A 14,389-nucleotide genomic window follows, 5' to 3' on the forward strand; every position below is an offset into this window, starting at 1 on the left:
GGTGCTATTTCTCAATGATTAGAAATGAATTCTTTGAACCAGGTACTGAGCCACTAACAACCAAAAGGTTCTGCTCAGGGATCACTTTCAGAATACGTAAATTCTGAATTTTTACACGATTGTTACCCATGCGTCCACCCATACGAATGCCTTTAAATACACGTGATGGGAATGAACAAGCACCAATCGAACCTGGGTGACGCGCTCTGTTGTGCTGACCGTGAGTCTGACCACCTACCCCTGCGAAACCATGGCGCTTTACAACACCCTGAAAACCGCGGCCTTTGGCAGAACCAACAACGTCAACAAACTCGCCTTCTTCAAAGATATCCGTAACAGATAATGAAGTTCCAAGTTCATGCTCCACTTCAAATTCCTTGAACTCAACCACTTTTTGTTTGGGAGTTGTACCGGCTTTCTTGAAGTGGCCAATCATAGGCTGGGAAGAACTTTTCTCTTTCTTTTCACCAAAACCTAACTGAATAGCTTTATAGCCATCCTTTTCTTCGGACCTAACTTGTGTAACAACACAAGGACCAGCTTGAATCACAGTACATGCCAGAGCCTGCCCGTCAGCATTGTACAAACTAGTCATTCCGATTTTCTTACCAATTAAACCAGACATGTTTTGAAATTAAAATTAGCAGGTAAAACCCTTATTCTTTAAAACGGACTGCAAAGGTATGAAATCAAATTCATGCATCCTAGCAGCTTTAAAATATTTCTCGCTGATAATCAGCAAAAAAGGTCAGATGATTTGAACCATCTGACCTCGAATTCTGAGAACTGTCGAATTGTGCCATTAAGCACAAGCATTCAACTGCTTTCGTGAGCTCAGATGTGGTTTCCGTAACCGGACCTTCATCCAATTTATGTCTTTGCTTAATCTAATAAGCCTTATCTACTATACTTTAATCTCAACATCAACACCGCTTGGCAATTCAAGCTTCATCAATGCATCAACCGTTTTTGCGCTTGTAGAAAAGATGTCTACCAAACGTTTGTAAGTACAAAGCTGGAATTGTTCACGTGATTTCTTGTTAACGTGTGGAGAACGAAGAACAGTGAATTTTTCAGTTTTAGTTGGCAAAGGAATTGGTCCACTAACGATTGCACCTGTTGCCTTTACTGCTTTTACAATCTTCTCAGCTGACTTGTCAACCAGATTGTGGTCAAACGACCTTAGTTTGATACGAATTTTTTGATTCATCTTTCTTTATTATTTCCGGTTCTGAGAATACTTGAACGAAACTTGTTCCGACAATCCACAAGTGAAAGAACCATTTACTTCACTTGCTTAATATTTATAAACAAATTGGTGTGTGTTAACTGAATAACACACACCAATGTCTTATGCTTTAACTAAGCCTTTTGCTTTTTCAATTACCTGTTCTGCGATGTTGTTTGGAACGATCTCATAGTATGCAAATGTCAATGAAGCAGTAGCGCGTCCTGATGACATTGTACGAAGATCTGTTACATATCCGAAAAGTTCAGACAAAGGAACATCACATTTGATAACCTGCGCACCATTACGTGAATCCATACCTCTCATCAAACCACGACGACGGTTAAGGTCACCAGTGATAGGTCCTGTGTATTCATCAGGAGTAAGAACTTCAACGTGCATAATCGGCTCCATCAACTTAGAACCTGCATGACGTGCAGCTTCTTTGAAACCAATTTTAGCTGCCAATTCGAAGGATAGTGCATCTGAATCGACATCGTGGAATGAACCGTGGAAGATACGTACTTTCATAGAATCCAAAGGATATCCAGCCAAAGCACCATTCGACATCGAAGCTTCAAAGCCTTTCTGGATCGGAGCGATAAATTCACGAGGAATAGTACCACCTACGATCTGGTTAACAAACTGCAAACCTGTTTTTGGTTCTTTGCCTTCTTCGTTATCGTCACGTGGTCCGATTTCGAATACGATATCGGCAAATTTACCACGACCACCCGTTTGTTTCTTGTAAACTTCACGGTGTTCAAAATTCTTAGTAAGAATCTCTTTGTAAGCTACCTGAGGAGCACCTTGGTTTACTTCTACTTTGAACTCACGACGCATACGGTCGATGATGATTTCAAGGTGAAGTTCACCCATACCTTTAATGATCGTCTGACCTGTTTCTTCGTTACTTTCAACTTGCAACGTAGGATCTTCCTCGATCAATTTAGTAATAGCCTTAGAGAAGTTATCGCTGTCAGCCGCTTTCTTAGGCTCGATAGCGTAACCGATTACCGGCTCAGGGAACACCATTGATTCCAGAACAATCGGGTTCTTTTCGTCAGATAATGTATCTCCTGTTTTGATATCTTTGAAACCTACTACCGCTCCAATGTCACCCGCTTCAAGACGATCAATTTGATTTTGCTTGTTAGCGTGCATTTGGAAAATACGCGAGATACGCTCCTTGTTTCCTGAACGGTTGTTCAAGATGTAAGAACCTGAATCAAGGTATCCTGAGTAAGAGCGGATAAAGCAAAGACGTCCTACGTAGGGGTCAGTTGCAATTTTAAATGCTAATGCACAGAAAGGATCAGAATCCGTTGGCTGACGTGAAATTTCAAGTCCTGTACGTGGATCTGTTCCGATAATGCTTTCGCGATCCTGAGGTGAAGGCAAAATAGCCATCACGTAATCAAGCATCGTTTGAACACCTTTGTTTTTGAATGAAGAACCGCAAACCATAGGAACGATTTTCATGCTGATCGTTGCTGCACGCAAAGCTGCAAGAATTTCGTCTTCTGAGATCGAAGTTGGATCTTCAAAGTATTTTTCCATTAAAGTGTCGTCGAATTCGGCAACAGCTTCAAGTAATTTTTCTCTCCATTCGGTTGCTTCTTCAAGCATATCATCAGGAATAGGAACTTCTCTGAAAGTCATCCCCTTATCTTCTTCATTCCATTCGATACCGCGGAAGTTTACAAGGTCAACTACACCTCTGAACGTATCTTCAGCACCAATCGGCAATTGAAGAGGAACAGCGTAGCTTCCAAGCATTTCCTTAACCTGAGTACAAACTTTCAGGAAGTCTGCACCAGAACGGTCCATTTTATTTACGAAACCGATACGTGCAACGTTGTAGTTGTTAGCCAGACGCCAGTTCGTTTCAGATTGAGGCTCAACACCATCAACTGCACTAAAAAGGAATACAAGACCATCCAACACGCGAAGTGAACGGTTTACTTCAACCGTAAAGTCAACGTGTCCCGGTGTATCGATAATGTTGATATGATATTTTTCACCACGGTAGTTCCAATCAACGGTTGTAGCAGCTGATGTAATGGTAATACCACGCTCTTGCTCCTGCTCCATCCAGTCCATTGTAGCAGCACCATCATGTACTTCTCCAATTTTGTGGCTTACCCCTGCGTAATAAAGGATACGCTCCGTTGTGGTTGTCTTACCCGCATCAATGTGCGCAGCAATACCAATGTTTCTTGTTAATCTTAGATCACGTGCCATGACAGATGGTGATGTGTTATTTTATATTCGATGTGCAATTCAATCCGAAGCATTTTGAACTTTTTGAAGACTACAAAACACAGTGCTTCCAAAAATTCAGAGCGCAAAAGTATAAATTGTTGATTATAAAAACAATTATGGAAAGGTTAATTTTCAAAAGAAATATTCGATAAACAAAAAATTTGCTCCAACCACATATGTTGCTCCTATGGAAAGAATCATTTACAGACCTCAAATTTCGTATGTTCAGGTTTCTGCCAACTTAGATCCGAAGCCACCGGGAGCCTTGCCAGACAAATGCTTGCCAGTTTCGGAGAATCAAACACTGTTAACTTAACAAGATCTTTACAAGAACGTAAGTCAAGCTTGCTAAGCTGTTTTAACCCACTACCAAAAAACTCTGTTAGCAAAGTATTGCTGCTAAGGTTTAATTCCGTAAATCCCGAATTAACACAGGATAGCCTTTTTAGCCCCTTCAATGCGCTTAGGTCAACAGATTCTAAGCCTTCACCTAGTTCAAGTGACACAAGGTTAGGTGTTTTTGTTAAATCAAGAGAATTTAAGTTTGTATAAGTTAAAATGAGCGTGTCTAACTTCGGCTTGTTCCCCAAATTGAAGTTCGCATCCCCCACCCGAAGGTATAAATAAGTCAAATCATCAAGGTTGCTGATGTCCAACTTTCCCAAGCCGCTTGATTGCCACAAAAGTTTTCGGAGCTTCGAATTATGTTTCAGATCCAACTCTTTAAATTCATCTCCCATCAAGGTAGTAAGTACCTCCAATTCTGTGTTTTTCGATAAATCAAGCGTTTTAAGGTTGAAATTCTCGTGACAATGCAACTCCTTCAATAGCGTGTTCTGGCTTAGGTCAAGAGTAGAAATGAGATTGTTCGAGCACCTAAGATATTTCAGTTCTTTACAGTTCCGGACATTTAAATATCTCAGGGCATTACGCTCTCCCCCGACCTCCATTCCTGTTTGAATGTGTAAATATTCTAGTTTAGTATTTTTGCTCAAATCCAGAGAGTCTGGTTTAGTAAATAAAGTTGTTAAGGATCTGAGATTAGTGAAGTATTCAATTCCGCCAAGTCCCTGTATTTCATCTCTGACCTGTCCTTTAATGTATAAGCTATCAATATCTTTTACGTCCTGGTAAAGAATAAGGCCATCTTGCTTCCCGGATTTGTCAATGCCAAGCCTGATTAGGGCCTTTTCAAAGCCGGCTTCAACTTTAACCAGTGATGTATTGGTCAGGATTTCTTCTGGCTCAACCTCCTTCCTATCCTTCTTACAGGCAGAAAATAGCAATAGAAGTAATAGGGAAAGATAAACAATTCGCATGATCGCAGATGACAGGTTTGTAGGTGAGTAGCAGCGTAAATAATTGAAAATTATCCAATTTACTAGTCATAAGCAAACATAAATTTACTTTCAGTTACAAGCAAAAGCCGGGTACTGCAAACGCAGCACCCGGCTTGATATTATTAACCTTGGATTCCTAGAATCTGAAGTGCGAGAACGCTTTGTTGGCATCTGCCATACGGTGCGTATCGTCTTTCTTCTTAACAGCAGCTCCTTCACCTTTTGCAGCAGCAATGATCTCACCAGCAAGACGGTCAACCATTGTTTTTTCACCACGCTTACGTGAATAGTTGATCAACCATTTCATGCCCAAAGACTGCTTACGCTCAGGACGAACTTCCGTTGGAACCTGGAATGTAGCACCACCCACACGACGGCTTTTTACCTCAACAGATGGAGTTACATTGTTCAATGCTTTTCTCCAAGTTTCAAGACCGCTTTCGCTTGTTTTTTTCTCTACCAACTCCAACGCGTCGTAGAAGATTGTGAATGCAATGCTTTTCTTTCCTTCAAACATCAGGTTGTTAACGAACTTAGTAACCTGTACGTCCCTGAACTTCGGATCAGGAAGGATATATCTTTTCTTTGGTTTCGACTTTCTCATTTTAACTTAAAATTTTACACGAGGTTTCGTTTTGCAACTTATTCACCCAAGCCAGCAGCCTGGATTACTTCCCTTTTATCAGATTAATTCCTTAATAAAAGCAGAGAGAGTTACTTTTTATTTCTTTTTACCTTTTGTTGGTGCTGCTGCAACTTGTCCTGGTTTTGGACGCTTAGCACCATATTTCGAACGACGTTGTTTACGGCCGTTCACACCAGCTGTATCCAATGCACCACGGATAATGTGGTAACGCACACCTGGTAAATCTTTAACACGACCACCACGGATCAAAACGATCGAGTGCTCTTGCAAGTTGTGGCCTTCTCCTGGGATATAGGCGTTAACTTCTTTGTTGTTTGAAAGACGAACACGGGCAACTTTACGAAGTGCTGAGTTCGGTTTTTTTGGCGTTGTAGTGTACACCCTGGTGCACACACCCCTACGCTGAGGGCAAGAATCCAAAGCCGGTGACTTTGATTTCCATGTAATGGTCTCTCTACCTTTACGGACTAATTGTGAAATAGTTGGCATTTAACAAATTGATTTTGATCTGGTTAATGCACCAGTCTATTGTTTTAAAAACAGTTTTCCCGAAAAATCGGACTGCAAAAGTAACAGTCTCACATTGATTTACAAAACGTTACTATCTTTTTTTATTAAAACCCTGTAAACAAAAAACTGCATGAGATCTCAAACGCATTGTTAAGATGCTTATATTGCTCAACGCAACCGCACCAAACAACTAACAGGCTTCATTTTAGCTCAAAACATTCTAAATAAAAATCTTGGCCTCTCATATCCGTAATTTTATTTCCAAACGTTGTTTATTAGTATTGTCTTTCAAAAACCCAGTGTGCGCGTCAATCATTTGATTTTATACTTTACATTATGAAACTTTTCCGGCGTTACTTAACCCTCATAATTAGTCTCGTTACTATATGTGCATATCTATCCGGCTGTAACTCCGCAATGCAGGCCTACAAAGACGGGCAAAAGAAATTTGAGAATGGTGAATATGACCTTGCAATAAAGGCCTTTCAAAAAGCTGCGGCTGCTAACATTGAGCCGGTTCAGACGGATTATCTGATTGCCGAATCCTACCGCCTCTCCAATCGTTTCAAAGAAGCCATTCCATTCTACAAAAAAGCCATCGACGCAGGAATAAATAAGCCAGACGCTAAATTTCAATATGCTTATGCGTTAAAAACGGCTGGGCAGTATCAAGAAGCGTCTAACGAGTTTGCTGCTTATGCAAAGGACACGGCTGGTGTACAAAGTTTGCAGGACCGAGCATTGCGCGAAGTTGAGATTCTCAAAATTGCAGATCGCTTGCGGACAACAAAAATGGAGGTTGAAGCCAAAGCGATTCCCCTCAACACTGCAGGCTCTGAATTCTCCCCTACTATTCTTGGCAATGAGCTTGTTTTCTCATCTTCCAAGAAAGAAAAAATTTACAAAAACAATGGCCAGCCTATGCTTGGTCTCTACAAGGTTTCACTTTCAGAAGATGCCGGTGCAACGCAAGGCACACCCGTTCTGTTAAGCAATGATATCCTGGACCCGGATGCTAATGAAGCCTCGCCAGCATTTTCGCCGGATGGGAAAACCTTGGTTTTCGCACGGGGTAATACGGGAAAGAAAAACGGAGCATTAGATGTAGATCTTTATCTAAGCCGCAATGTGAATGGACAATGGACCACTCCTGCCATCCTGCCTATTAATGATTCACTGGCATGGGACGGATCCCCGGCTTTTTCCCGCGACGGGAAAACACTCTACTTCGCATCAAATCGCGCTGGCGGCGCAGGCGGCATTGACCTTTACCGCACCAATATGGACGCATCAGGCCGGTTTAGCAAGCCTGTGAATATGGGCAAGGATATTAATACGGCTGGCGACGAAATGTTTCCGTATGTAGCAGAAGGTGGAAAATTATACTTCGCATCTGACGGCCATCCTGGTTTGGGTAAACTGGATTTGTTCTCTGCAACGCGCACGCAAGGCGTTATTTCTATTGAAAACTTGGGCTTACCTTTTAACAGCCCGCAAGATGACTTCGGTCTCGTGTTTTATAAAGATTTAAACAAAGGTTTTTTCTCTTCCAATCGCGATGGTGGAAAAGGGGATGATGATATTTATTATTTCGCAGGCCCGGAAGAGGAGGATAGCACCACAATTGCCAGGAATAATGATCCAAATGATCCTTTGAATCCCAACAATCCGAAATACATTAATGGTAAGCCAAAGGTAGTAAGATACTTCCTTGCTGGAACGGTGTTAGCTAATGGCACATCCACGCCCATTGATTCTGCAACGGTGCGTATTCTGCCTGACACCTCTGATGTTGAGATCGCGCAGTTGCCTTCCAATTCTGAAGGTAAGTTTGGAAAACAGCCTGTTGAAGAAGGGAAATCGTATAGCCTGTTGGTTCAACGCAAAGGATATATCAGCAGACGTGAGCCATTTTCAATGGATGGACGTTCGATCCCGCCAATTTTCCTGACCAAAGAATTGACGGATACGACGTTTAATGTGACGATCAAGCTGGATAAGCTCGAACTGAACAAAACATTTGTCCTTGAAAACATTTACTACGATTTAAACAAATACAACATCCGGCCTGATGCTGCCATTGAACTTGACAAGCTCGTGCAGATCCTGAAAGACAATCCGACCATGAAGATCGAGTTGAGCTCGCATACGGATGCGCGTGCAACGGATGCGTATAACATGACATTGTCTCAAAACAGGGCCGAATCGGCAGTGACCTATCTTAACACAAAGGGAATTGATGCCGACAGAATGGTTGCCAAAGGTTATGGTGAGCGCGAGTTAATTATCCCAAATGCTAAAACTGAAGAAGAGCACCAGCGCAATCGGAGAACGGAATTTACAATTTTGAGTTATTAACATTAGTCAAATAATAAGCAGCCCGATCCATGCAACGTCCTGGATCGGGCTGCTTTTGTTATGCCCAGGCCCAATTTTCGTATGTTTGCATTTTTAAAAATTGATTTTCAGATTTATTTAGTTTGTATTAATGGCTCAGCGAATTATCTATTGGTTTAGAAATGATCTGCGGTTACGTGATAATGAAGCACTTTTTTCCGCTGTGGCATCAGCAAGTGAAATTATACCCGTTTACGTTTTCGATCCCAGACAATTTGACAAAACAAAACTAGGCTTCCGCCGCACAGGAGCAATGCGGGGACAGTTCCTTATCCAGTCCGTGGTGGACCTGCGAAACCGGCTTAGGGAAAAGGGAGGAGATCTTTTGATACGCGTCGGGGAACCTGAAAAGATCATCGCCCAGCTTGCGGAAGACTATAATGCCGAATACGTTTATACGAGCAAAGAAATTGCTCCCGAGGAGACGCGTATTGAGTCGTCGTTGAGCAAAAAGCTCAAGACTGTGAACATTGACATCAAGCTTTTCTGGATGGATACCCTCATGCATGCAACGGCTTTGCCGTTTGCCATAGCAAAGCTTCCTGCTAATTTCTCGGCATTCAACGAACAGATCAAAGGCTCTTTGAAAATAAAAGAACCACTTTCCGAGCCTGAAAAGGTTACGCTGCCCAATGAATATGATGCAGGCCCAATTCCTATCCTGGCACAACTAGGGATTGATCCACAGGAATTGGACGGTGCAGATGCTCAAAATATAAGCACGGGTGGCGAGTCTACAGCATTGGGGATCTTGGAAAAGTATGTCTCCGACTACATTAAGAATGGCAAAATGTATGAGACAGCAGATCCGCTGACAGACACGCGGCTTTCGGACTGGCTTTCACTGGGTTGCATTTCTGCGCGATACATTTATTATTATGTTACAAAAGCGCAAGCGGGTAAGGGAACAGACGATGCAATGATCGCCAACTTGCTTTCCCGCGATTATTTTCACTGGACACTGCTTCGCTACGGGCCCAGGATGTTCAAGCCAAGCGGTGTAAAGCACAATTTTCTTCAGCGCTGGCAAAACGACAATTCCATTTATGAAAAATGGACAAACGGCGAAACGAGGGACGATGAAGTGAATCACTCCATGAATACATTGAAGTCCACCGGCTTTTTGACATCAGCCGAAAGAACAACTTGTGCCAATCATCTCGTTAATGAGCTAGGTATCAACTGGACTTGGGGCGCAATGTATTTTGAAAGCCATTTAATGGACTATGAAGTGTCAGTAAACTGGGGCAGATGGAACAACATTGCGGGTGTAGGAGAAAGCGAATAGCCATTTTTGCACTGAAAAACCTATTATCCGGTAATAACAATGCATATATACCCTCCTGGCCGGTTATGTAGTTTTTCTTCAGGATTTTGCTAGCTTTGGGCAACTTTGAAACAGATTCATTAACTCTAAACTGAATATAAAATGTCAAAAGGACTAATTGCAGTTATCGTCGTAATTCTTATTCTTGGATTCGTAGGCTGCGGTAAATATAATGGCCTGGTAAGCAAAGACGAGGTCGTAAAAGAATCATGGGCTAAGGTGGAAAGCCAGTACCAGCGTCGCGCAGACCTTATTCCCAATTTAGTAAGCACAGTAAAAGGCGCTGCCGATTTTGAAAAAGGAACATTAACAGCAGTGATAGAGGCTCGTGCAAAAGCAACGCAAACCACCATTAATGCAGGCGACCTTACTCCTGAGAACATTGCGAAATTTCAAGGCGCTCAGGATCAATTGAGCGGTGCGCTTTCCCGATTACTTGTAACGGTTGAGCAATATCCGCAGTTGAAAGCCAATCAGAACTTCCTGGATTTGCAAGCCCAGCTTGAAGGCACTGAAAACCGCATAACGGTTGCAAGAAACGACTTTAACACGGTTGTGAAGGATTATAATCAGGAAGTGCGCACATTCCCTAACAATCTCTTTGCAGGCGTTTTCGGGTTCTCTCAAAAGGGTTATTTCACAGCGGCAGCTGGTTCGGACAAGGCCCCAACGGTGCAGTTCTAAAAGCGCACATTGGTTCTCAAGTACTAAAACCAGATCATCATGGCCACAGATCCTCTCTTTTTTTCTGAAAAGGAGCAGCAGCTTATCATTGAAGCCATTCAGCAGGCTGAGAAACAGACATCCGGTGAAGTAAAGGTGCATATCGAAAAGAAATGCCCTACTCCGGATGTGATGGACCGCGCTAAGGAAGTCTTTCTTTTTCTGAATCTAGATAAAACTGCCCAACAAAATGGTGTGCTTTTTTATCTGGCCTATGAAGACCGTAAGTTCGCTGTTTTAGGTGATAAGGGGATTGATGCGAAGGTTACCGCTGATTTTTGGAATAGTACAAAAGATCTTCTCCGGCAATATTTTTCAAACGGGCAGTATTCGGAAGGGCTTGCAAAAGGGATCGCAGAAGCCGGTTTTCAATTGAAAAAGCATTTCCCCTTCCGGTCTGACGACATCAACGAACTACCGGACGATATTTCGTTCGGGCACTGATCTATGAAAAAAGCCCTCATTCTCTTTTGCCTGATTTGGCTCACATTATTAAATGTGACTGCTCAGGATATTCCAAAAAAACCAGATCCTCCCAAGCTGGTCAACGACTTTGCCAATCAGCTCAATGCAAGTGAGGAAGAGCAACTGGAGCAGAAACTGATTGCTTACAACGACTCTACTTCATCGCAGATTGTCATCGTTATCGTGCCTACAACGGGCGATTATCCAATCGCCGATTATGCATTAAAGCTTGGCCGCGAATGGGGCGTCGGACAGAAGGATAAAGACAATGGAATCGTTTTGCTTTGGGCTCCTACGGACCGGAAAGTGTATATAAGCACGGGCTACGGCCTGGAAGGTGCCATTCCGGATGCAATTGCCAAGCGGATCATTACGCAAGTGATCACGCCTCAGTTCAAGAACGGGCAGTTTTATCAGGGCTTGGATCAGGGCGTGGATATGATTTTCAAGTATGCAACCGGAGAATATAAAGCTGATCCAAACGAAAGCAATGACGACGGATCTTTCCCGCCCCTTTTGATCGTCATCATCATATTCATCGTCATTATGATTTTTGTGTTCCGAAACCGTAATAATGGTGGAGGACGCGGTGGATTCGGCGGTTTTGGCGGACCAGTCATTTGGCCATATACTACCCATTCCGGGGGAGGAAGTTTTTCAGGAAACTGGGGCGGAGGCGGCAGCAGCGGTGGTTTCGGGGGTTTCGGCGGAGGAAGTTTTGGTGGCGGAGGAGCTGGCGGAGACTACTAACTGGTTGATAATCTGTCACTTAACAAGGTGCTATATTTACAAAAGGCCTGATGCACGTATCCGTAGCGTCAGGCCTTTTGCTTTGCATTGTGTACTAGGCCGTTAACGTATAGTATTGGCATAGTTTTTTGTTTAAATCCAGTAATATTATCATTTAACCTAAACAAATTTCTATGGAAAGGAAAAATAACACCGGTCTATTGGTCGGTTTAGTCCTTATGACAATCCTCGCAGCAGTATTCGGCTACCTTTATTACAATGAGCGCACTATAACGAATAAGCAGGAAACAGACCTGCAAGCCCGCGTTAACGAACTGGCGTCGGCAGAGATCAAACTGGATTCTATTTCCAAACAGCTCGATGCACGTATCCAGGAAGTGCAGGGACTTGGTGGCGACATTGAGGAGCTTCAAAAGGTAAAGGCTGCGCTGGAAAACGACCGTATTGCATTGCGGAAAGGCAATATGACCATGGGTAAAAAAGTGAAGGAATACGAAGCTTTCCTTACCAAAAAAGACGAAGAGATTGCGCAGCTTAGAGAAGAAAACCAGCAGCTAATCAGCCAGAATGAGACATTAGCTCAGGAAAAAACGGTTTTGGAAACCACAAAACAGGCGATCAGCGACTCTCTAACTGGCGTTATTTCTAAAAATACAGAGCTGGAATCGAAAGTAACGATGGCAGCAGCTTTGCGCGCACGTAGCGTAAAGGTTTATGCAGTTTCTTCCAAAGGCAAGGTGAGAGAGGGTGAAAACGTAAAGGCAAAACGCGTAGACAAGGTTCGGGTCGATTTTATTCTGGAAAAAAATCCGTTGACTTTGACAGACAACAAAACCATTTATCTCCGCATCATTGATCCTACCGGAGCAACCATTTCGGATACCAAAACCGGCTCTGGCGTGTTTGAGTATAATGGTCAGGAACAAGGATATACTATTAGTAAAGACGTTGCTTACACGAACAACAATCAGGATGTGAGTATCCTTTATGACAAGGATGCATCGTTCGCATCGGGCAAATACACTATTGAACTTTACTCGGAAGGTTTCTCAATTGGAGAGGGCTCATTTTCAGTAAAGTAAGGCTTACAATGATCAGAAACGTTGTGATGATAGCGGCAACTGGCTCGATGAAGTCAGTTGCCGCTTTTATTTTACCGGTTTATTTATATTTCTCGTTATTTCCTATCTTGTGCAATAAAATTTTCAATAAATAGCCCATTATACCAAATAAAACACCTCTCTTCTATGTCTGCACAGATATCCCAAAAGCACCCCACGGGCCTGTATGTTCTATTTTTTGCTGAAATGTGGGAGCGGTTCAGTTATTATGGGATGCGTGCAATTCTCTTACTTTTCCTTCTTGATTCCGTTCGGGGCGGAATGGCTATGAATGCAGCGGAAGCAGCGGCCATCTATGGGCTTTACACTGCCTCTGTATATTTGCTAACATTGCCTGGCGGCTGGTTGGCCGATAACATTCTCGGGCAAAAGAAGGCGATTTGGTACGGTGGAATTGTAATTATGCTAGGTCACATCATCCTTGCCGTGCCGGGTGGCAGCGGGCTGTTCTTTTTAGGACTTACTACGGTTGCAGTGGGTACCGGCTTGTTGAAGCCAAATATCAGTTCAATTGTGGGCGAATTGTATCCTGAGGGCGGTGCTAGGCGCGATGCTGCATTCTCCATTTTCTACATGGGTATTAACCTGGGCTCTTTCCTTGGAATCGCCATTGTTGGTTATCTTGGAGAGCGTATCAGCTGGCATATGGGTTTTGGTGCAGCCGCAGTTGGCATGCTTCTCGGGTTAGTTGTTTTCCGTTATGGAAGCGCGCGTCACTTAAAGGGAATGGGTGATGTGCCGCCTGCCAGGATAGCAACAGCCGAGTCCGACGCAAAAAATGGCACCAACAAAAAACTTGGTTATGCCTTTATCGGAGCGCTTGTTGTCCTTTTAATTGTCCTGCAATCTTCGGGCGTACTGGATATGACCACGGCACAGGGATTGGCCAAAGGTGCCGGTGTGATCATTGTCATTATTTCTGCTTCCTATTTCCTTTTCATATTGTTTGCCGGCGGACTTACCCGCGTCGAACAATATCGCGTAGTTGTGCTAATCATCCTGTTTCTGGCCATAGCGCTCTTCTGGGCAGGCTATGAACAAGCTGGAACATCACTACAAATATTCGCTGAAAGGCATACCCAGCGCGTTATAGGCGGATGGGAAGTGCCATCCAGCTGGTTCCAGAACTTCCAGCCCACATTCGTGCTTCTTTTCGCGCCCGTATTAGCCAGCTTATGGATCTATTTATCGTCAAAAAATCTTAATCCATCCATTCCGGTCAAATTTGCAGCAGGCCTAATTTTGCTTGGTTTGAGCTTTTTCGTCATGGTGGCAGCTTCTAAAATTGCGGTTACAGGCCAACTTGCCTCTCCGCTATTCCTTACTTTCACATACTTTTTGCATACGATCGGTGAATTGTGTGTGAGCCCTGTTGGATTGAGCTCTTATACAAAACTTGCCCCGAAACGCTACGTAAGCCAATTGATGGGCATATGGTTCGTAGGTGCATCGCTTGGAAACCTCATTGCCGGGATCTTTGCAGGGGGATTTGACGAAGAGAATATTATGCAAATGCCCGGCTTATTCAACCAGGTGGCGATTATTACGACGGTTTTTGGCCTTATCCTTCTTGTCTTCTGGAAGCCTATCAAAGGATGGATGGGTGGAATTTCGTAA

13 protein-coding genes are annotated in these 14,389 nt (G+C 43.3%); 7 read left to right on the top strand and 6 right to left on the bottom strand.

The window, feature by feature from the left end:
- Positions 1-4: 4 nt before the first annotated feature.
- From rplC to rpsL, 6 genes are all read right to left on the bottom strand, one after another.
- On the bottom strand, positions 5-625 hold the full coding sequence (gene rplC / locus B5X68_RS22465; protein WP_026631229.1) for a 50S ribosomal protein L3: 621 nt from the start codon (positions 623-625) through the stop codon (positions 5-7).
- Positions 626-904: 279 nt separating this feature from the next.
- Positions 905-1,210, bottom strand: coding sequence for a 30S ribosomal protein S10 (gene rpsJ, locus B5X68_RS22470; RefSeq protein ID WP_026631228.1), 306 nt, complete (start codon positions 1,208-1,210; stop codon positions 905-907).
- 141 nt (positions 1,211-1,351) lie between these two features.
- Positions 1,352-3,472 carry an elongation factor G gene (gene fusA, locus B5X68_RS22475; protein ID WP_082217009.1) on the bottom strand — a complete coding sequence of 707 codons (2,121 nt, stop codon included), beginning with the start codon at positions 3,470-3,472 and terminating at the stop codon, positions 1,352-1,354.
- 218 nt (positions 3,473-3,690) lie between these two features.
- Positions 3,691-4,812 carry a leucine-rich repeat domain-containing protein gene (locus B5X68_RS22480; RefSeq protein WP_141110381.1) on the bottom strand — a complete coding sequence of 374 codons (1,122 nt, stop codon included), beginning with the start codon at positions 4,810-4,812 and terminating at the stop codon, positions 3,691-3,693.
- A gap of 157 nt (positions 4,813-4,969) precedes the next feature.
- Positions 4,970-5,437 carry a 30S ribosomal protein S7 gene (rpsG, locus tag B5X68_RS22485; RefSeq protein ID WP_082217011.1) on the bottom strand — a complete coding sequence of 156 codons (468 nt, stop codon included), beginning with the start codon at positions 5,435-5,437 and terminating at the stop codon, positions 4,970-4,972.
- A gap of 117 nt (positions 5,438-5,554) precedes the next feature.
- Positions 5,555-5,968 carry a 30S ribosomal protein S12 gene (rpsL, locus tag B5X68_RS22490; protein ID WP_026631225.1) on the bottom strand — a complete coding sequence of 138 codons (414 nt, stop codon included), beginning with the start codon at positions 5,966-5,968 and terminating at the stop codon, positions 5,555-5,557.
- Positions 5,969-6,325: 357 nt separating this feature from the next.
- Between rpsL and B5X68_RS22495 the strand changes: the two genes are divergently transcribed.
- From B5X68_RS22495 to B5X68_RS22525, 7 genes are all read left to right on the top strand, one after another.
- Positions 6,326-8,347 carry a CHU_0125 family OmpA-like outer membrane integrity protein gene (locus B5X68_RS22495; RefSeq protein WP_445447088.1) on the top strand — a complete coding sequence of 674 codons (2,022 nt, stop codon included), beginning with the start codon at positions 6,326-6,328 and terminating at the stop codon, positions 8,345-8,347.
- A 130-nt stretch (positions 8,348-8,477) separates the two neighbouring features.
- On the top strand, positions 8,478-9,674 hold the full coding sequence (locus tag B5X68_RS22500) for a DASH family cryptochrome (RefSeq protein WP_082217013.1): 1,197 nt from the start codon (positions 8,478-8,480) through the stop codon (positions 9,672-9,674).
- 141 nt (positions 9,675-9,815) lie between these two features.
- Positions 9,816-10,397: a LemA family protein gene (locus B5X68_RS22505; protein ID WP_082217014.1), complete on the top strand. Its 582-nt coding sequence runs from the start codon at positions 9,816-9,818 to the stop codon at positions 10,395-10,397.
- A 39-nt stretch (positions 10,398-10,436) separates the two neighbouring features.
- Positions 10,437-10,880 (top strand): TPM domain-containing protein, encoded by a 444-nt coding sequence (locus B5X68_RS22510; RefSeq protein ID WP_082217015.1) that lies wholly within the window; start codon positions 10,437-10,439, stop codon positions 10,878-10,880.
- A 3-nt stretch (positions 10,881-10,883) separates the two neighbouring features.
- Complete coding sequence (locus B5X68_RS22515) at positions 10,884-11,651, top strand: TPM domain-containing protein (RefSeq protein ID WP_082217016.1); 768 nt, start codon at positions 10,884-10,886, stop codon at positions 11,649-11,651.
- A 173-nt stretch (positions 11,652-11,824) separates the two neighbouring features.
- Positions 11,825-12,733: a DUF8428 domain-containing protein gene (locus B5X68_RS22520; protein WP_082217017.1), complete on the top strand. Its 909-nt coding sequence runs from the start codon at positions 11,825-11,827 to the stop codon at positions 12,731-12,733.
- Positions 12,734-12,898: 165 nt separating this feature from the next.
- Positions 12,899-14,389, top strand: coding sequence for a peptide MFS transporter (locus tag B5X68_RS22525; protein WP_082217018.1), 1,491 nt, complete (start codon positions 12,899-12,901; stop codon positions 14,387-14,389).

The sequence above is a fragment of the Dyadobacter psychrophilus genome, from assembly GCF_900167945.1.
Taxonomy (GTDB): domain Bacteria; phylum Bacteroidota; class Bacteroidia; order Cytophagales; family Spirosomataceae; genus Dyadobacter; species Dyadobacter psychrophilus.